Source organism: Psychrobacter sp. DAB_AL62B, from assembly GCF_028895345.1.
GTDB lineage: Bacteria > Pseudomonadota > Gammaproteobacteria > Pseudomonadales > Moraxellaceae > Psychrobacter.
In genome coordinates this window covers 93,844-113,580 of record NZ_SAXC01000004.1, presented here as the reverse complement: position 1 = coordinate 113,580, position 19,737 = coordinate 93,844, and the positions used below count along the sequence as shown (strand labels likewise).

Sequence of the window (19,737 nt, the reverse complement as noted above, 5' to 3'; positions counted from 1 at the left end):
ATGTTGACTGATAGCACTATTCTCATCACTGGCGGTACAGGTTCATTTGGTAATACCTTCTTACCAATGACCTTAGAGAAATATAACCCTAAAAAAATTATCATCTTTTCACGTGATGAGATGAAGCAGTGGGATATGGCGAAAAAATTCGTCGGTGATGATAGAGTGCGCTTCTTCATCGGCAATGTCCGTGATAAAGAGCGCTTATATCGTGCATTAGACGGAGTTGATTATGTTGTCCATGCTGCTGCTACTAAAATTGTGCCTACCGCTGAATACAATCCCTTTGAATGCGTAAAAACCAATATCAATGGTGCAATGAACTTAATTGATGCCTGTATTGATAAAGGGGTTAAAGGTGTGGTTGCGCTATCTACTGATAAAGCCAGTAGCCCGATCAATCTTTATGGTGCTACTAAACTTGCTTCCGATAAATTGTTCGTAGCTGGTAACGCTTATTCTGGAGAGCATGGCACTAAGTTTTCAGTTGTACGTTATGGTAATGTCATGGGTTCTCGTGGCTCAGTGATTCCTTTTTTCATGTCTATTAAAGATAAAGGTGTGCTACCGATTACAGACGAGCGTATGACCCGTTTTATGATTTCATTAGAAGATGGCGTTAAGTTAGTTTGGCATGCATTCGAGGATATGATTGGTGGCGAGATTTACGTCAAAAAAATACCTTCTATTAAGATGACAGATCTAGCCAGAGTGCTTGCCCCAGAAGCCAAGCAGGAAATTATAGGTATTCGTCCAGGTGAGAAGCTGCATGAACAAATGATCAGTAGCGAAGACGCTTGTTATACCTATGAGTATCCTGAGCATTTCAAAATTTTGCCGATGATAAATAACTGGGCAGCATGTCCAAAACGAATCAAAAGTGGCAAGAAAGTACCTCAAGGTTTTGTTTATGCCAGTGACAGCAATTCAGAGTGGATGTCTGACGACGATCTACAAGATTGGCTGGAGATAAACTGCGAAAAAATAGGGAGCGTCTAAATGATTCCCTATAGCCGCCAAGACATCAATCAGCAAGATATTAATGCTGTTGTTGAGGTCCTTAAATCAGATTTTTTGACCCAGGGCCCTCAAGTTCCTGCATTTGAACAGGCCATTATAGATGCGTGTGATGCCAAGTATGCTGTTGCTGTTAATAGTGCCACATCGGCATTACATATCGCTTGTTTGGCTTTAGGGTTAGGCAAAGACGATTGGCTTTGGACAACACCAAATACTTTTGTCGCTTCAGCAAATTGTGCTCTGTATTGCGGTGCCAAAGTTGATTTTGTTGATATCGATCCTCGCACTTATAATCTTTGCGCGAAACAATTAGAGAAAAAGCTTATTGCAGCGGAAAAGGTAGGAAAGCTACCCAAAATAGTGATCCCTGTGCATTTCAGTGGTCAGTCGTGTGATATGCAAGCGATCCATGAGTTGGCTAAAAAGTATGGTTTTAAGATTATTGAAGATGCCTCACATGCTATCGGTGGTAAATATCAAGATGTACCCATCGGTAATAGCCGCTATAGCGACATCACTATATTTAGTTTTCATCCGGTCAAGATAGTCACCAGTGCTGAAGGTGGCGCTGCCGTGACCAATAGGGCAGATCTAGCAGAAAAAATGTTGCTACTGCGCAGTCATGGTATTACTCGTGATGATGGGCTGATGACGCAGATTATGGATGGTCCTTGGTATTATCAGCAAATTGCATTGGGCTTTAACTATCGAATGACAGAGTTGCAAGCCGCTCTTGGGCTATCACAAATGCAGCGGTTAGAAGAGTTTGTTATTAAGCGTCATGAGCTAGCGTCTCGCTATGACGAGCTACTTCAAAACCTACCAATTACCTTGCCCTGGCAACACCCCGACAGTTATTCAGCTAGGCATTTATACGTCATTCGTCTGCAATTAGAACAAATTAACACCACCCATCTTGACGCATTTAACGCGCTGCGCGCTGCAGGGATTCTAGTTAATCTGCATTATATCCCTGTACATATGCAGCCCTATTATCAAAAGCAGGGGTTTGAGTCTGGTCAATTCCCTGAAGCGGAAAAGTATTATAAAGAAGCAATCAGTATTCCTATGTTTCCAGCAATGACTGATGAGCAGCAAAATACCGTCTGCGCGACATTACAAACCTTATTATGCATAAGGTCATGAATATCATGGGGCAGGGTCAGAAGTTGGCTTTAGGAACCGCTCAATTCGGACTGAAATATGGTCTAGCCAATATGGCAGATAAAGTACCAGGCGACATGGTTGAGCAATTACTTAAAATAGCCAGCGCATTTAACATAACGATGCTCGATACAGCTATTGATTATGGTGACAGTGAACAAGTCTTAGGTCTGCACAACCTTGCGAAATTCGAAATAGTAAGTAAGTTACCGGCAGTGCCATCCAATTGTCTAAACGTAGAAGAATGGGTGCTAGAACAAACAATGTCTTCATTAAAGCGTTTAAAAACTGACAAATTGAACGACTTGTTATTACATAGGCCAGCCCAGCTGCTAGAGACAAACGGAGAGAAAATATATAAGTCGATATTAAAACTCAAAGAGCAGGGCATGGTGGAACAAATTGGGGTTTCTGTTTATGGTCCTGATGAATTATCCGAGCTAATCAAAAGATTCGATTTTGATGTAATTCAAGCACCTATGAATATATTAGATCGGCGTATGGAGAATACAGGAATGCTTAAACAGCTAAAAAAAGCAGGCGTAGCCATTCATGTTAGGTCGGCTTTCTTACAAGGTCTTTTATTGATGCCAAGCGAAAAAACCCCAGTATACTTTACTCCATGGGTGCCATTAATTAAACAGTACCATCAGTGGTTAAATCAACAAAGCCTCTCTCCTTTGCAGGCCTGCTTAAGCTATCTTAACCAACATAGTGATATCGATAAAATCATAGTCGGAGTAGATGATATTTGGCAGCTGAAACAAATAATTGCTGCAATTGATACTCCTATCACTGACATTCCTGACTTCTTGCAATCAGTAGATGAAGGTTTGATTAATCCGTCGAGGTGGCAGCTATGACATTAAAATTGGGAGTAATCGGCTCATCTGAAGGTAATGGGCATCCTTATTCATGGAGCGCTATCTTTAATGGTTATGATTCGGTGGAAATGGAAAAATGTGGCTATCCTGTCATACCACGTTATTTAGAGCAGCAACAATGGCCTGCGAGTCAAATCAAAGAGGCAAGAGTTACTGCTATTTGGACGCAAGATATAGCACTTTCTCGGCACATTGCCAAAGCCGCAAAAATCGAGCACGTTGTGACTTGTTACACAGATATGATTGGGCAAGTAGATGCCGTTCTGTTGGCGCGTGATGATGCCTATAATCATTTGCAGTATGCCGAACCATTCTTACGTCAAGGCATCCCTATTTATATAGACAAACCCATTGCACTATCAATTAATGATTTAGATAGGTTATATGCATTAGAACAATATTCAGGTCAGATTTTTACCTGTTCAGCGCTCAGATATAGCAAGCAGTTAGCCCTGACTACGGCGGATAAGCAAAGTCTGGGAGCTATCAAACAGATCACCGCGTTTACCCCAAAATCATGGTCTAAATATGCTATTCATATTATTGAGCCTGTGCTAAACATGCTCTCTGAGGGTGATGAGCCAGTCGAAATGACTGCTCCTGCTACTAATAGACATGACAGCTCAGGTAGCCTAAAGGTTTGTTGGAGCAGTGGCATACAGACTAACTTTTTTGCGCTTGGTGATGTGCAAACCTCAATCTCGATTAGAGTATTTGGTACGAGTGGTTGGAAGGACTTTACATTTACAGATTCATTCTCAGCTTTTAAAGCAGCTTTGCAAGCTTTTATACAAGGCATCTCAGACAAGAAGGTAATGTCAGATAGAGCATTTAATACAACAGTGGTGCAACTGCTTGAAAGAGGTTGCCAATGACAGAGACGATCTTGATTACTGGTGGTACAGGTAAGTTTGGCAGGCAGTTTGTTAAGCATTTTGCCAATAAAGGCTGGCGGGTATTATTTACGACGACCTGTCAAGACAATGCCAATAGTTTAATGGAAGAGATAGCTGGCGACTGTTGTTTGATGCCGCTAATAGTGGATTTTACTCAACCGCAAGCGGTACAAGAGATCGTTAAGCACATTCAAGATACCGGCTATACCGTGAATCACTTGGTAAACAATGCGCGTAGCTTGTTATTTTTGCAGACAGACTCATTAGGTCAGACCAGCCGTGAAGACTTTTTAGCTGAGTATTTGATGGATGTCGTCGTACCCTATGAGCTATCAATGCGGCTGTTCAATATTCAGCCAAACGAGCTAAGCACCATTACTAATATAGGCTCTCAATACGGTATCGTCGCTGCCAATCCAGCTTTATACGAAGATTATCCAAGACAGTCGCCTATTCAATACGGGGTTGCTAAAGCAGCATTGATACATCTAACAAAGGAGTTGGCGGTACGCTTTGCCGAATTTGACATAAGGGTTAATTGTATTGCCTATGGCGGTGTCAGCGGGCGTGTTGATGATAGCTTTGAAGACAGATACGCACAGCTTGCGCCAAGTGGTCGTATGTTATCTGAGTCTGAGCTCATAGGACCTCTAGATTTTCTAGTTTCAGAAAACTGTAAAGCCATCAATGGTCAAACCATTCAGGCTGATGGCGGGTGGACATTATGGTGAAACGTAGAATTGCCATTATTCCTGCTCGCGGCGGTTCGAAGCGAATCCCGAAAAAAAACATAACCGATTTTAATGGTCAGCCGATGATTGCATGGACGATCAAAGCTGCTAAAGAATCAAAGTTGTTTGATCGCATCTTGGTCTCTACTGATGATTCAGCGATATTAGAAATATCAAAAAAATTTGGTGCGGAAGTGCCTTTTCTACGCAAAAGCTTTGCTGATGATTATTCTACCGTAAGCGAGGCTACAACATTTGCTTTACAGCAGGCTATGGAGTATTGGCAAGAAGATTACAACGTGGTGGTCCAATTGATGGCTAATTGTCCATTACGAACTAGTGCGGATATCCAGTCGCTAGTTTCTACATTTGAAGCAAAGAAGCGCACGGCTCAAATTAGCTGCTTTGAATATGGATGGATGAACCCGTGGTGGGCGGCAACGATTAATGATGAGGGTAGACCCACTCAAGTTTTTTCTGAAACGTTGACTCAGCGCTCGCAAGACTTGCCTAAGCTTTATTGTCCAACGGGAGCTATTTGGATATCTACAGTGAAAGCGCTGTTGGCTCACCAGACGTTCTATTCACCAGATTACACATTTGAGCCAATATCATTAAAAAGCGCCATGGACATAGACGACTATGAGGATTTAGAAATTGCCAATGCATTAGTCGTAGCCAGTAAGTGCTCACCATGAAACCACTCACTATAAAAGAACCAAGCTGCAAAATTGTGTTTCGTTGTGACGCTTCTATTCAAATAGGAACCGGTCATGTCATGCGTTGTTTGACTTTAGCTAATGAAATGGCTCAACAAGGAGCTGAATGTGTTTTTATATGCCGTAGACACCACGGGAATTTGATTAAGGAAATTCAGAAGCATGGACATAAAGTGTATCCACTTCCTTTAGAAAATGACTTGTATATTGAAACAAACAATAAGACTGCACTTGCTCACGCTGATTGGCTGGCTAGTACACAATGTAGAGATGCTGAGCTAAGCCGATCGATAGTAAAAGCGTTACAACCTGATTGGTTGATTGTTGATCACTATGCCTTAGATGAGAATTGGGAAAAAAGACTGCAACCTTATTGCAAAAAGCTAATGGTGATCGATGATCTGGCAGATCGGAAGCATAGTTGCGACGTCTTACTTGATCAAAACTTTGGTCGTGATCTGCAAGACTATGCTGCCTATGTTAATGAAGATTGTGAATTACTATGCGGATCTATATATGCGTTACTCAGGCCTGAATTTGCAGAGTGGCGAAGCTACAGCTTAGAGCAGCGTCAGCATAATAAATTGGCAAGTATTTTGATTAATTTAGGTGGAGTTGATAAGGGTAATATTACAACCAAAATCCTGAAAGTACTGCAAACTAAATCTCTACCTGATCACTGTTCAATTACCATCGTTATGGGTTCGACATCACCATGGATTGAGGCAGTAGAACAACAAGCCGCGATAATGCGGTGGCGTACGGTAGTAAAGGTAGGGGTAGATAATATGGCTGAGCTAATGGCCAATAGTGATTTGGCTATCGGCGCCGCAGGGTCGACCTCATGGGAGAGGTGCTGCTTGGGACTGCCAACTATCATGCTGGTTTTAGCGGATAACCAACAGGTTATTGCTAACGTATTAGAAGGTGTGGGGGCGGCACTGACATTCGATATAGCTATGTTGGAGGCTGAGCCATTAGAGTCAGTCGCACCTAAGATGAGAGGGATGAGCAAGGCTGCTAGCGCAGTTACTGATGGGCTAGGAGCAACACGGCTATCTAAGATTTTACTCCAATAGCTCTAAAGGAAATGCTATGAAAATCAGCTTCTTATGTAGTAATCCTAGACACCCTGTCAACGACTATCTATATGCATGGATAAAAAAAAACGATAGCAAACATGAGATAGAGCTAGTGCGTCAGAAAAAGGATCTGTCTGGAGGAGATGTATTATTTTTAGTTTCTTGTACAGAGATTATAAATAATCAAGATCGTATGGCTTATATTAGCTGCCTAGTACTGCATGCCAGTGACTTACCTAAAGGTAGGGGTTGGAGCCCTCATATATGGAGCATTTTAGAAGGAAAAGAGGAACTGACTTTAACACTGTTAGAAGCTAGTAATAAAGTCGATAGCGGCAAAATATGGAAAAAATTAAATTTTCAAGTGCCCAAACATGCGCTATGGGATGAAATTAATCACCAAATATTTAAAAAAGAGTTGGAGTTAATTGATTTTGCTATTAGCAACTTCAAGAGTGTTTCACCTAAGCCACAAGACCCAAATATAAAACCGACGTATTATTCAAGGCGGACACCAGATGATAGTGTAATTGATCCCTCTAAAAGTATTGAGAGTCAGTTTGATAAAATTCGAGTCAGCGATCCTGATCGATTTCCTGCTTATATAGAGATGCATGGAGAGAAATATAAGATTATTTTGGAGAAGGAAAATGACAAATAATATTCATATTGATGGTCGCATCATAGGTCGTAATCGAGCCCCTTATATCATTGCTGAGATGTCGGCAAACCATAACGGCCAACTTGATGTAGCTCTGCGTATTATAGAAGAGGCCAAACGCGCCGGTGCTGACGCCATTAAAATGCAAACGTACAGGCCTGATACGATTACTTTAAAGTCAGACTTGCCGGATTTTCAAATTTCAGATGGTTTATGGGCTGGACGTACTTTATATGATTTGTACGAGTGGGCTCATACACCTTGGGACTGGCATAAGCCGCTGTTCGATTATGCTCGTCAACTAGGTATTACGATATTCAGCTCTCCTTTTGACAGCACTGCCGTAGATCTACTAGAGGATTTAGGGGCCCCTGCATACAAAATAGCTTCTTTTGAAGCAGTTGACTTAGCATTGATTAAGTACGTTGCTAGCACTGGCAAGCCAATGATTATATCTACCGGTATGGCCAGTGCCGAAGAGATAGAAGAAGCTATAGATGCTGCACGTGTAGGTGGATGTAGAGAGCTTGCTATTTTGCACTGTGTCAGTGGTTACCCTGCGCCAGCTGCCGATTACAACCTGCGTACTATTCCAGATATGATAGAGCGCTTTGGGCTAGTAACAGGTTTGTCAGATCATACTCTTGATAACACTACAGCGGTCACTAGTGTTGCCCTTGGAGCCTCTATTATAGAGAAGCACTTTACCCTTGATCGTAATGGTGGCGGACCTGATGATAGCTTTTCGCTAGAGCCTGCAGATTTAGCTGCCTTATGTCGTGATACCAAGACCGCTTGGCAAGCGTTAGGACAGGTGGATTATAGTCGAAAAGCCAGTGAAAAAACCAACGTCAAATTTCGGCGCTCATTGTATTTTATACAAGATATGGAGGAAGGCGATACTATCACTGGAGAGGCTGTACGCAGTGTGCGCCCTGGGTTTGGCTTAGCGCCAAAATATCTAGCTAATATTATAGGTAAAAAGGTAATACGAAACGTTAATGCCAACACTGCTATTACTAGCGATACTGTAGAAGGGTTTTTTGAATAAAGACCATGAAAATAATTAATGTTTCTTTATATGGTTTATGAGTATATATATTCATATTTTTTTGAATTTGAAATAATTTTCATGACGTTCGAAAAAATAACTAATAATTAACATTTTAATAGGTTGTAATAAGATATTTATATTTAAGACGGTCGAACGATTAAATATTTTGGAGTGTATAAGATGGATGTGTTTATCGTAAGAACTAGACTACAGTCTTTAATTGTTGAAAAAATAATAAATGTAGAAAATATAAGTAAATATATCTTAGTATTTTGTTATCTTGATAATAAATATGAAGATGACTCTGAATATTATACTACTTACAAAAGAATCAGGGAGAATGCCTTTTTTACTATAAATGTATTTTGCAGTAGTAAAGTTTCGGTCAATTTTATAAAGTTTTTTTTGACACAGTTAATGGCATTTATAACTAACGGTAAAGTTTTTTTAGCGGTAATTGATAGCTATCCTTTCGCGCTTTCAAATAGATTTTTTCCTAGTTTAGAGATTAATACATTCGACGATGGTTCATATAATTTGATTAAGTCTTCAGCGTATTTTAATGAGACAGCTCTTACTAGGAAAGGAATTAGAGGATTTATTTCTAAAATTGTTTTCCCTAGTGGAGGAGCTAAGTATTTAAGAGATAGAACCAAGCGTCATTATACCGTTTTCCCTGATTTAGATAATATTGTAGAAAAAGATAGAGTAGTCAATCTTGATTGGGATTGGAGTGAACTTTTAGACAATAGAGACTTAGATAAATTGCCAGCGCGCACGGATGCTATTTTATTAGGAACCGCGTTTCAGGATTTCAGTATTAAACAGCAAGTAAAGCTTAAAAAAAATATAATGAAAATCATTGATGATATAGGGTTGTATATAATGCATCCGCGTGAAGAGAATTGGTTAGAGCATTCTAAAGTAGTTAAATTGCATAGTCCTGCGGAAGCAGTACTAAAGTATATACAAAGTACTAATAATAATGAATTAATAGTATACCATATTGATACAACAGTCTCTTATTCCTTACAAAGCAATGAGCATATTAGGTTTATTGATTTGCTTTCTGAAGTTTGATTAATAGTATTAAATAGGTGGTTTTTGATAGGCTGTTTTAATATGTGAAATTATACGAGTTATAGAAAGTGTTTCTATGAGTACAAAGAAAAGTATATAACAAGATTTTTAGACAATAATCTGCTTAAAAAAGGCTAAATAATAATGAAAAAAATTGCGTTTTTTTTACCAGACCTTCGGTGTGGCGGTGCAGAAAAGGTAGCTCTTTTACTAGCTAATGAATTTATACAACAGGGTTTTAATGTTGATATGGTTCTAAGCAAGGCACAGGGAGAATTCTTATCAGAGTTAAACAGCCAAATTCGAGTTGTAGACTTGAAAGCAGATCGCATACGTTATGTGTTTAAGCCCTTATTAAAATATTTTAAAAGTGAAAAGCCAGATGTAGTATTAGTATCAATGTGGCCTTTGACGTTATTGGCAGTTGTAGCATTTAAATCAGCGAAACTATCTGGCTCTGTTGTAGTCTCAGATCATACAACATTTTCTCAAGCTCCTTTGATGCAAAAAAGATCAATGCGCTGGTTTTTTAAATATAGTTTAAGCTTAGTTTATCCTTTTGCTAATGCGATAGTTGCAGTATCTGATGGTGTAGCTGACGATTTGTGTGGACTAGGTGGGCTAAAACGTAGAAGTATTACAGTTATATCTAATCCTGTAGAAATTAATACAGATCTTTGTACAGAAGAGGAGGGCTATAGAAATTGGAAAAGTCATAGTGGTAAAAAAATAATCGCTGTTGGTGCTTTAAAAAAAGAAAAAGATTATCCATCGCTGCTAGAAGCATTTTCCCTTCTTCTTAAAAAAGAAGATGCTTATCTAACGATATTGGGACAAGGAGATTTATTAACTGATTTAAAAGCTTTAGCCATAAAGTTAGAGATAGCTGATCGAGTTAGCTTTGCAGGCTTTAGTAGAAAACCTTCTGCATGGTTGGCCTCATCTGACTTATTAGTTCTTTCATCTAACTGCGAAGGCTTTGGTAACGTATTGATTGAAGCAATGAGTGTTGGTACCCCAGTTGTTTCTACCGACTGTCAGTCAGGACCAAAAGAAATTCTTGAAAATGGAAAATATGGAATATTAGTACCAGTTGGTGATGTTAGCGCTTTAGCTCAAGCTATGTGTAAATCTATTAATGATAAACATGATGAAAATGCTTTAAAGAGTCGTGCGGCTGATTTTTCAGTGGATAAAATTGCGAAACAATATATCGAGGCTTTTAAATAATGTGTGGATTATTAGGAGTTGTTGATTATAAAAAGAATATAAATACGAGCTTATTTAAGGAGATGTTAGATAGCTTGAAACACCGTGGCCCAGATGATGAGGGTTTAGAGGTTTTTTCTTTAGATTCATGCTCTATATTTCTAGGTCATAGAAGGCTTTCAATAATAGACATCAGTTCTAATGGTCATCAGCCTATGCTCTACGAACACCTAGCTATTATATACAACGGAGAGGTTTACAATTTCAAGGATATACGACAGGAACTAATATTAAATGGTTACTCATTTGACTCCAATACTGACACGGAAGTAATTTTAAAATCATATCATTTATGGGGAACACATTGCGTAGATAAGTTTAGAGGTATGTTTGCATTTGCAATTTACAATGCCAAACAACAAGAGATTAAAATCTTCCGCGATCGTGCAGGTGTAAAACCTCTATATTATTCTTTAACAGATGATGCATTAATATTTTCAAGTGAATTAAAGCCTCTTCTGAATTATCCTGATTTCAATAAAGATATAGATTTCGAAGCTGTATCTTCTTATTTGCAGTTTGGTTATATTCACGCTCCAAAAACCATATTTAAAAATGTCCAAAAGCTTCTTCCTGGACATTATTTAAAATATGATATTGCCTCAAAAAATTTGGTAAAAGAGTGCTACTGGAATATTAATGATTTTTATGAGAATCAGGTTGCGACAGATAATGTTGTAGATGAGCTAGAATCTATTATAACAGAAGCCTTCAACTTACGAATGATAGCAGATGTTCCTGTAGGTGTTTTTCTTAGTGGTGGAATAGATAGCTCTTTAGTAGCAGCTATTGTCCAAAAAAATAGCAAGATACCTATAAATACTTTTACTATTGGGTTTGAAGATAAAAGATTCGATGAATCTAACTATGCTAAAGATATTGCAGAATATCTAGGTACAAATCATACTGAACTTATTTGCAAAAAAGAAGATGTCTTAGCAACTATAAAAAAGTTATCAAAGATATTTGATGAGCCATTTGCAGATAGTTCAGCTATACCAACTGTCTTGGTTTCTGAGCTTGCAAAAAAACAGGTATCGGTTGTGCTCTCTGGCGATGGTGGTGACGAATTATTTTGTGGGTACCCAAGCTATGCACTGATGGAAAAAAGGTTTCAGCTTCTATCTAAAGTTCCATTTAGAAAAAAATTAAAAAAGTTATCTAATGTACTTCCTGTCCCTACTTTTATGCAAAATAAAGTTAATAAAAAATTATATAAAAAGTTTATAAAGTTTAAAAATATGCTAGACCATGATGATATTGTCAATAGCTTTAAAGTTACAAATTCTGTTTTTTCAAAGGATGAGATTAAAAATTTAATACAAGCAGATTATTATTTTTCCAAAGATACACCTGCTACTACATCGAATTTAGAAAAAATGATGATTTCAGACTTTAAAGGTTATTTACCTGATGATTTAATGGTTAAAATTGATAGATCAACAATGAGTGCTTCTTTGGAAGGGCGAGAACCTTTGCTTGATAATAAAATAATTGAGTTTGCTGCGAGTTTACCAATTTCGTATAAAAAAGACAAAGAAATATTAAAAAATATTCTAGGTCGTTATATTCCTAAGGACTTGTTTCTTAGGAAGAAACAAGGTTTTGGTATACCAATAAATTACTGGCTCCGTGAAGATCTTAAGTATCTTTTAGATCAATACTTAAGTGAAGATTTGATCAAAGAATATAATATTTTTAATTATAATTATGTATCCAAGCTATTAGAATTATTTTATGCAGAAAAAAACGATGATAACAAAGTTTGGGTTTTATTAATGTTTCAAATGTGGTTCTCAGAAAATATAGATTCTAATAAATGTAGTAGATAGCTTTTGTATTAAGTAATAACTATTAAGATATAGGTATAGATATTTTATTTTCGTATAATTATTATATGACCTAATCTGATTTTAATAACCAGTTTTTTAAAATTATACGCAACAATTATAGATTTTTTATAAAAAATAAAAGAGGGTAGGTTTATGGGAAATGAATTATTTAAAAAAATTATATTTTCTATATTGGCAAAACGGACTAGATTAGAGTCTAGGAAAGAGATATTGGTTAAAAATAATATAATAACCGTTCTTAACTTGCATAGAGTGTCACCTGATACGGGTAGTGCGTATAAGGCAATATCCCCGATATTTTTTGATAAAGTAATAAGTTATTTAACAAAAGAATTCCATATTTGTTTATTTAGTGATTTTGAAGAAATAAAAACAAACAAGCCTAAGTTAATATTATCATTTGATGATGGTTACAAGGATTTTATAGATTATGCAGTACCTATATTAGAAAAATATAATGTTCGAGTCAATCAAAATGTAATTCCTTACTGCATAGAAACGGGTTTACCACCTATAAATGTTTTGCTGCAGGACTTTATTGGAAAGGCACCTACTGAACTTCTAAAAAAAATACCTTTAGAAATAGATGCTACTATCATTGACCGATATAAATTAGGTACAAAAGCATCTTTTATTATTAAGTATCTTCCTGAAGTTGAATTTATATCTTGCAGAGCTGAGTTACTGGAATTTTTATTAAACTATCCAGAATTTCTTTGTGCTTCAGTAATGACTAAAAAAGATGTCATGCAGTTATCTTCGATACATGAAATTGGTGCTCACTCCTTTGAGCATTTATCAATGGAAAATCAGAGTGAGGAGTATTTTTTAACTGATTTAAAAAAATGTAAGGAGTATTTTTTAGAAAGCCTGTTTCTTGATTGTAATATTTATTGTTTTCCAAATGGTAGTGCCTTAGCTGAGCAGATAGTTCTTGCTAAAAAATACGGTTTCCAAAATGTTTTATTGGTAGGTAATAAGTATAGCAATGCTACTAGCGGTATTTTCCATAGGTTTACATTTGATGTAAGTAGTATGAATGAGGCGAAATATAAATCATTTGGTAGAAGGGCTCTGTTGATATGAAAATTATTAATTTTATGTGTTTATTAATATAGTATGCCTAGCTTTATATATACCTCAAAAATATGCCGGAGTATCTATGAATAACTCAGTATTGTTTATCTCTTATGATGGCTTGCTAGATCCTTTAGGTGGTAGCCAAATACTACCGTATTTATATAGTATCCGTCAGCATCCTCGTCCTTTATATATCTTAAGCTATGAAAAACCTGAACGTTTTAAGGCTGGTGGTGAGTTATTAAAAGCAGAGTTGGCTAGTTCTGGCATAGGATGGACACCTTTGTCTTTCACTACGCGTTTCGGTAGGTTAGGCAAGCTTTGGGATTTGTCTCGCATGTATGAAGTTGCTCTATATTTGCAGCTTAAACATCGTTTTGGAGTGATCCATTGCCGAAGCTATCAAGCCATGCAGGTTGGAGCATTACTGCGTAAGCTTACAGGAGTAAAGGTCTTGTTTGATATGCGCGGCCTTTGGGTCAACGAAAGAGTCGATGGTGATATTTGGAAGCTAGATAACAGTATTGACGCTTCAATATTTAAACTTTATAAGCGTGTAGAACGCAGCCTTCTTTTGAACGCTAGTCATATTGTGGCTCTCACAGAACGAGTAGTACCTGAACTGTATAAGTTATCCCCAGATATGTCTGCTCCCATTTCAGTGATTCCTTGCTGTGCAGACTTTGAGCATTTTAGCTTGCCTACCGCTGAGCAGCGTATTCTTACTCGTAAGGAGCTAGGATTACCTGAAAATGCTTTTGTACTCTCATACCTAGGCTCTTTGGGGACTTGGTATATGTTAGACGAAATGCTACAACTATTCGGCCAAGCAGCTACTGAGCGAGAAGATGTACACTTTTTATTGATTACTAAAGATTGGCGAGCAGAGCATGAGTCATTAATAAGTGCTCTTGGCTTGTCACATTTGCGTACGCGTATACATGTCCATGAAGCCACCCGTGACCAAGTGCCTTCTTACATAGGCTGCTCTGACTTAATGCTTAGTTTCATTAAGCCTGCTTATTCAAAAATAGCGAGCTCACCTACTAAAATGGCAGAAGCGCTGGCGGTAGGGGTGCCGGTAGTTAGTAATGCTGGAATTGGTGACATAGATACTATGACTGCTAGGCTAAAAGCCGGGGCAGTTATAAATCTGGATGAGCCTGATAGCCTATCTGATATCGTATCCTCACTTGATAGTCTTAAGAAGATGGGAGGACACAATCTACGCGCGCGAGCTAAAGCCGAATTGGATCTTCATGTTGCAGAGTTAAGTTATAAAAAGGTTTACGAGCAGCTGGAGCATTCACTATGACCGATGATTCAGCTGCTAGGTTATTTATTACAGATGTTTGTGGCACATTGGTTTATGACGATACAACATTAGGCCTGCTCAGAGTGCATTTTTCTCAGCAGCCTGAACGTCAATGGCGTTTGCCAATGTTTCGTGCTTTGACCGCACATCGTAGTCCGTTTCGATTAGGAGTAGCAGTGATTGAACGTCTCACTGGTAAACATGTTTTAAAGCACCTACTCGTCAGAATGATGAAAGACGATACAGTCAGCTCTCTCGAATTAAATGCAGAATTTTATGCACAGTGGTTATTGGATAATAGAAAAATCCCTGCTGTTTGGAGTGTCATTACACCTGCGATAAAAGACAAACACATAATATTGGCTTCTGCCAGTTTACAACCCATCGTTTCGGCACTGGCAAAGCAGCTGGGTGTAAGGTTTGTTGCTAGTGAGCTTGAGAGTAGTGACGGTGTTTTAACAGGTCGTTATAAAAGTGACTTAACTGGATTAAAGTTACAAGCATTAAGTGATCTTATTGGTAATGACCTGAGTAGCAGCTTTTATGATGCTATCAGTGACAATATTACAGATCAAGAGTTACTAAGTGGTGCAAAGAGAGCTTATGTGGTTCTGCATAAAGCGTCACATAAGGAGCGCTGGGCAGGATTAACCGCTACTTATATAAGGCTAAACCAATGAATATGTTATATATATTGCCATTTAGTTACTTCTATAATACTCGTCTGCGTAATGGAAGTTGGGTTTTTCATGCTCTATTTGAGTGGCTAAGTGCGGCAATACTTGTTATGGCTCTTGGTAATTTACCACCGTTTCAAGCTTTGATACAGGCTATCCTAGTATATTTTGCATTTATCAGTTTGTATGAGATCGGCTATCTTGTAAATGACTTATTCGCGGCACGTAAAGAGAAAGATGGTCGTCGACGCGGTCCTCAAAATGCGCCTAGTATGTGGGTTTTCACGTGGATTGCTTTTCGAATAATGGCTTTTATAGCATTAACTGTTCTACTAAATATGCAAGAGGTATTGGCATGGTGGAGTTTCTTTTTAGCTTTATCCATCGTCTTTGCTCTTCATAATATTTTTGTTGATCGTGAGTTCAAGGTGGCAACCTTTCTTTGGTTAGCCTGGTTTCGATTTATGGCACCAGTCATATTTGTGGTAGAAGATCGTTATAGAATGGGTATCGCCCTAGCAGCAAGTATCAGTTATGCAGCTTTCCGTCTTTTTGGTTATCTTGATAGTAAAGGCTTGCTAAAGATGCCTGGTCGTCAAAGAATTCGTTTTAGACTGGTATTTTTTTTAATGCCTTTGACTGGAGTTTTAGCATTAGCTCCTTACGATGAAGCTCGTGGTTTTGTTCTGCTTTGTGCTGTTTATTCTATTATCGCTTTAGCAGCTGCCGGTAGCAGTTGGTTACGTCACGGTCATCTAGACTAAGGAGTATTTAATGTGTGGTATTGTTGGTTTTCGCCAAAACTCATCAAGTAATATAGACATGCGTGGTTGTATCGCTCAGATGAATGATACTCTTTATCATAGAGGTCCAGATGCTAGCGATAGTTGGCTGGATGAAACTATTGGCTTAGCGCTTGGTCATCGGCGTTTAGCCATTCTAGAGCTGTCGCCTGCAGGCGCACAGCCCATGCATTCTGTGTGTGGACGATATGTGCTTGTATTTAATGGTGAGATATATAACCATCTGCAACTACGTCAACAGCTTAATCAAGAAGGCTTCTTACTCGAATGGAGAGGGCATTCAGATACAGAGACCATGCTCGCTTGTTTCGTGGCTTGGGGTATAGAGAAAACACTACAAGCTATGGTAGGTATGTTTGCCATTGCTCTATGGGATAAGCAAACAAAACTACTGACTCTAGCTAAGGATAGGATGGGTGAAAAACCTTTATATTGGGGTTGGCAAGACGATAGTTTATTCTTTGGTTCTGAATTAAAGGCTTTGAAAGCACACCCTATGTTCAAAGCAGATATTGATCGTGATTCAATCACTTTACTGTTGCGTCACAACTGCATTCCTGCTCCTTATAGTATTTATCAAGGCATTAAAAAGTTGCGACCTGGTTATTGGTTACAATTGCCTTTAGCAGAATTGGAAACAGCTAAAATAGCGGTACCCAAGGCCTACTGGAGCTTTAATACTGTAGCTGAAACAGGGCTAGAAGATCCTTTTACTGGCAGTCCAGAGCAAGCAGTTGATATTTTAGAATCAGCACTTGTGGAGAGTATCGGCAGTCAAATGCAATCAGACGTTCCACTTGGTGCTTTTTTAAGCGGTGGTATAGATAGCAGTACAGTAGTTGCATTAATGCAAGCACAAAGCGAGCAGCCAATTAAGACTTTTACTATTGGTTTTGAGGATGAAGGATATAACGAGGCAACGCATGCAAAGGCTGTGGCCAAGCACATTGGTACTGAACATACTGAGTTTTATATAACCCCTAAAGATGCTTTATCAGTGATACCGAAATTATCGTCTATATACTGTGAGCCATTTTCAGATAGCTCACAAATCCCGACCTTTTTAGTCAGTCAGTTAGCAAGTCAGCATGTGACGGTGGCCATAAGTGGTGATGGGGGTGATGAGCTATTTGGAGGCTATAATCGCTACCTCATGGCTCAGCAAGTTTGGAATAAAAATCGTAAATTGCCTAGATCAATGAGAAGATTGGCGTCGACGACACTGACTGCTTTAGCACCCAAGAGCTGGGATGCTATGTTCACAACGCTTAATCCTATTCTCCCTAAAAGATTTCGGTTGAGCGCTCCTGGTGATAAGGCTCACAAGCTAGCAGGTGTGCTAAATATTGATAGTGAACAGGACTTTTACCAGTCATTGACCAGTCATTGGCAGCAGCCTGAGAAGTTAGTCATAGGTGCAAAAGAACCTAGTACTTTGATAAGCGACATAAATTGTTGGCCGAAAACAGATAGTTTTCAACATGCGATGATGGCTATGGACGCACAGACTTATATGGCTGATGATATTTTGGTAAAGGTTGATCGCGCTGCTATGGCTAATAGTCTAGAAACGCGAGTGCCGATGCTAGATCATCGTATTGTTGAATTAGCCTGGAAAATGCCATTGGATTACAAAATACGTAATGGGGAAGGTAAGTGGTTGCTGAAGCAGGTACTATTTCGTCATGTCCCTCGCCAATTGATTGAACGGCCTAAAATGGGGTTTAGCCTACCTTTACACGATTGGTTGCGTGGTTCATTACGGGATTGGGCTGAAGCATTATTAGATGAAAAGCTGTTACTACAGCAAGGTTATTTTTATCCCGCACCCATACGTATGATGTGGACAGAACACCTGAGTGGCAAATATAATCATCAAGATCAACTATGGAATATATTAATGTTCCAAGCCTGGCTTGAGACCCAATGATTTATATGGACAGCAAAATTATGATTATATTTATTTTTTTGAATGTATGCAATTATTAGACTACAATCAGCATGACACCTTTTAAGACATAGCCGTACAAAGCCAGTAGGTTAAATTAGAATAATGCCCAATATGCTAATCACAACAGTCCCTTAATAGTAGCCAAAACAGACATGTAATTTTAATTTTTTATTAAAAATATAGAGACAAACTAATGTCAGACCTAAGTTGGATTTATACGTATGGATTTTTAGGTATCAGACTTTTTGAGTTACCTAGTCTGCTGATATGCTGGTTGCTAATTGTTACTGTCGGATACAAGTTTAAGGTTCCCTCCAATTATCAAGTAGTCCTTGCTTTACACTGTTTGCTTCCTTTCATTCTAAATGACGTATTGTTTAGTACTTCATATATGGGCGATCAGTTTAGGTACTGGGAGGGCGTGAATGCGATAAGATCTGGAGAACTGGGTTTGATTGAAGCATTCACAGGTGGTGATAATGTCTTTCAAGCCAGTGCTATGCTTGCACTGTTACCATTTCCATCTCCAGTTTCTCCTATTAGTCTAGGATTCTATAATACTTTTCTCTATATCGTTTTGTTCTTCGTTTTGTATGTCAAAAATATTTTTACAAAAGTATCAATATGGTTTTATCTGTTGTTTCCAAGCATGGCTCTATACACAGCTCTAAGCTTGCGTGAAACTCTAATTCTATTTTTTATGGTGCTAACTGTTGTTTATGCCCGTGAGTCTAAGATCCTTAAAAGCATTTTATTTATTATTCCTTTATACTTAATTAAATTCCAGAACTTTTTTATTTTAGGTCCTATTGTTCTAATGTATTTTATTTTCAATGTGGCCAAAAAGGGTATGGGGTTAGCAAAAGCAGTAATTATAAGCCTGATTAGTCTAGCTGGATTGCTTATTTCTGCTCCAATAGCTATCCCTCAAATTAATCATTTTAGGGCGGCTATGTTTGTAGAAGATGGAGGAAAAGCTGAAGAAATCATGCTTATTTCTGGCGCAGGAGAGTTTGTTGTTGAAGGTTTGACGTCGGGTGTTTACTTCTTGTCTAAACCATTTATATGGGAAGCGAGCGGCCTCTTACCTTTGATTCAGTCATTTGAGAATTTATTTGTACTTGCTATTTTATTTCTGATAACACGTAAAGCTTGGATGAAAAGTCCTGACAAGCTTGCTTTTTGGTTATTATTTATGGCGTTATCCATGTCTGTATATGGCTTAGTTGTATTTAACTATGGAACAGCTGTTCGTTATAGATATCCATTCTTTATTATATATGTACTGTTCGTATGTGCTGACTGCGAAATTCGCACATTATTTCCTAATAAAAAACTTCCAAATAAGAACCCACTTCCTAAAATCAATCAGTAAAAATCCTTCACCACCTCTCTCAAAGGTATAAATATAAATTATTTATGTCTTCCTATTGTAATTAGTATGAAAATTACCTATAGTATATTCATATATGCGAATATATAAATATAATTTGAGTCG

The 19,737-nt window shown here is 38.1% G+C and carries 18 protein-coding genes; all 18 read left to right on the top strand.

Features of this window, described 5'->3' with window-relative positions:
* Nucleotides 1-999, top strand: a complete 999-nt coding sequence (pseB, locus tag EPB74_RS07700; protein ID WP_274903673.1) for a UDP-N-acetylglucosamine 4,6-dehydratase (inverting) — start codon at nt 1-3, stop codon at nt 997-999.
* Nucleotides 1,000-2,166 carry a UDP-4-amino-4,6-dideoxy-N-acetyl-beta-L-altrosamine transaminase gene (pseC, locus tag EPB74_RS07695; protein ID WP_274903672.1) on the top strand — a complete coding sequence of 389 codons (1,167 nt, stop codon included), beginning with the start codon at nt 1,000-1,002 and terminating at the stop codon, nt 2,164-2,166. It begins immediately after the preceding gene.
* Nucleotides 2,163-3,047, top strand: coding sequence for an aldo/keto reductase (locus EPB74_RS07690; protein ID WP_274903671.1), 885 nt, complete (start codon nt 2,163-2,165; stop codon nt 3,045-3,047). The genes pseC and EPB74_RS07690 overlap by 4 nt, the downstream gene beginning before the upstream one ends.
* Nucleotides 3,044-3,943 carry a Gfo/Idh/MocA family oxidoreductase gene (locus EPB74_RS07685; RefSeq protein ID WP_274903670.1) on the top strand — a complete coding sequence of 300 codons (900 nt, stop codon included), beginning with the start codon at nt 3,044-3,046 and terminating at the stop codon, nt 3,941-3,943. The genes EPB74_RS07690 and EPB74_RS07685 overlap by 4 nt, the downstream gene beginning before the upstream one ends.
* A complete protein-coding gene (locus EPB74_RS07680) occupies nt 3,940-4,695 on the top strand; it encodes an SDR family oxidoreductase (protein ID WP_274903669.1) in 756 nt (251 codons plus the stop codon). Before EPB74_RS07685 ends, EPB74_RS07680 begins: the two co-directional genes overlap by 4 nt.
* Nucleotides 4,689-5,393, top strand: a complete 705-nt coding sequence (locus EPB74_RS07675) for an acylneuraminate cytidylyltransferase family protein (protein WP_274903668.1) — start codon at nt 4,689-4,691, stop codon at nt 5,391-5,393. Before EPB74_RS07680 ends, EPB74_RS07675 begins: the two co-directional genes overlap by 7 nt.
* Nucleotides 5,390-6,493, top strand: a complete 1,104-nt coding sequence (gene pseG, locus EPB74_RS07670; RefSeq protein WP_274903667.1) for a UDP-2,4-diacetamido-2,4,6-trideoxy-beta-L-altropyranose hydrolase — start codon at nt 5,390-5,392, stop codon at nt 6,491-6,493. Before EPB74_RS07675 ends, pseG begins: the two co-directional genes overlap by 4 nt.
* Nucleotides 6,494-6,509: 16 nt before the next feature.
* A complete protein-coding gene (locus EPB74_RS07665) occupies nt 6,510-7,157 on the top strand; it encodes a formyltransferase family protein (RefSeq protein ID WP_274903665.1) in 648 nt (215 codons plus the stop codon).
* Nucleotides 7,147-8,208 (top strand): pseudaminic acid synthase, encoded by a 1,062-nt coding sequence (gene pseI / locus EPB74_RS07660; RefSeq protein WP_274903664.1) that lies wholly within the window; start codon nt 7,147-7,149, stop codon nt 8,206-8,208. The genes EPB74_RS07665 and pseI overlap by 11 nt, the downstream gene beginning before the upstream one ends.
* Nucleotides 8,209-8,391: 183 nt before the next feature.
* Nucleotides 8,392-9,291 carry a glycosyltransferase family 52 gene (locus EPB74_RS07655; RefSeq protein WP_274903662.1) on the top strand — a complete coding sequence of 300 codons (900 nt, stop codon included), beginning with the start codon at nt 8,392-8,394 and terminating at the stop codon, nt 9,289-9,291.
* 144 nt (nt 9,292-9,435) lie between these two features.
* Entirely contained in the window at nt 9,436-10,521 is a 1,086-nt protein-coding gene (locus EPB74_RS07650; RefSeq protein ID WP_274903660.1) for a glycosyltransferase, read from the top strand.
* Nucleotides 10,521-12,392 carry an asparagine synthase (glutamine-hydrolyzing) gene (asnB, locus tag EPB74_RS07645; protein ID WP_274903658.1) on the top strand — a complete coding sequence of 624 codons (1,872 nt, stop codon included), beginning with the start codon at nt 10,521-10,523 and terminating at the stop codon, nt 12,390-12,392. The genes EPB74_RS07650 and asnB (EPB74_RS07645) overlap by 1 nt, the downstream gene beginning before the upstream one ends.
* Before the next feature lie 153 nt (nt 12,393-12,545).
* Entirely contained in the window at nt 12,546-13,499 is a 954-nt protein-coding gene (locus EPB74_RS07640) for a polysaccharide deacetylase family protein (protein WP_274903656.1), read from the top strand.
* Nucleotides 13,500-13,575: 76 nt separating this feature from the next.
* On the top strand, nt 13,576-14,808 hold the full coding sequence (locus tag EPB74_RS07635; protein ID WP_274903654.1) for a glycosyltransferase: 1,233 nt from the start codon (nt 13,576-13,578) through the stop codon (nt 14,806-14,808).
* Entirely contained in the window at nt 14,805-15,488 is a 684-nt protein-coding gene (locus EPB74_RS07630) for a haloacid dehalogenase-like hydrolase (protein WP_274903653.1), read from the top strand. The genes EPB74_RS07635 and EPB74_RS07630 overlap by 4 nt, the downstream gene beginning before the upstream one ends.
* Complete coding sequence (locus tag EPB74_RS07625; RefSeq protein WP_274903652.1) at nt 15,485-16,249, top strand: hypothetical protein; 765 nt, start codon at nt 15,485-15,487, stop codon at nt 16,247-16,249. The genes EPB74_RS07630 and EPB74_RS07625 overlap by 4 nt, the downstream gene beginning before the upstream one ends.
* A 10-nt stretch (nt 16,250-16,259) precedes the next feature.
* Nucleotides 16,260-18,218: an asparagine synthase (glutamine-hydrolyzing) gene (gene asnB, locus EPB74_RS07620; protein ID WP_274903650.1), complete on the top strand. Its 1,959-nt coding sequence runs from the start codon at nt 16,260-16,262 to the stop codon at nt 18,216-18,218.
* Between the two features lie 412 nt (nt 18,219-18,630).
* The gene (locus EPB74_RS07615) at nt 18,631-19,614 is read left to right on the top strand and encodes a hypothetical protein (RefSeq protein WP_254423158.1); all 984 of its coding nucleotides are present in this window, start codon (nt 18,631-18,633) and stop codon (nt 19,612-19,614) included.
* Nucleotides 19,615-19,737 lie beyond the last annotated feature (123 nt).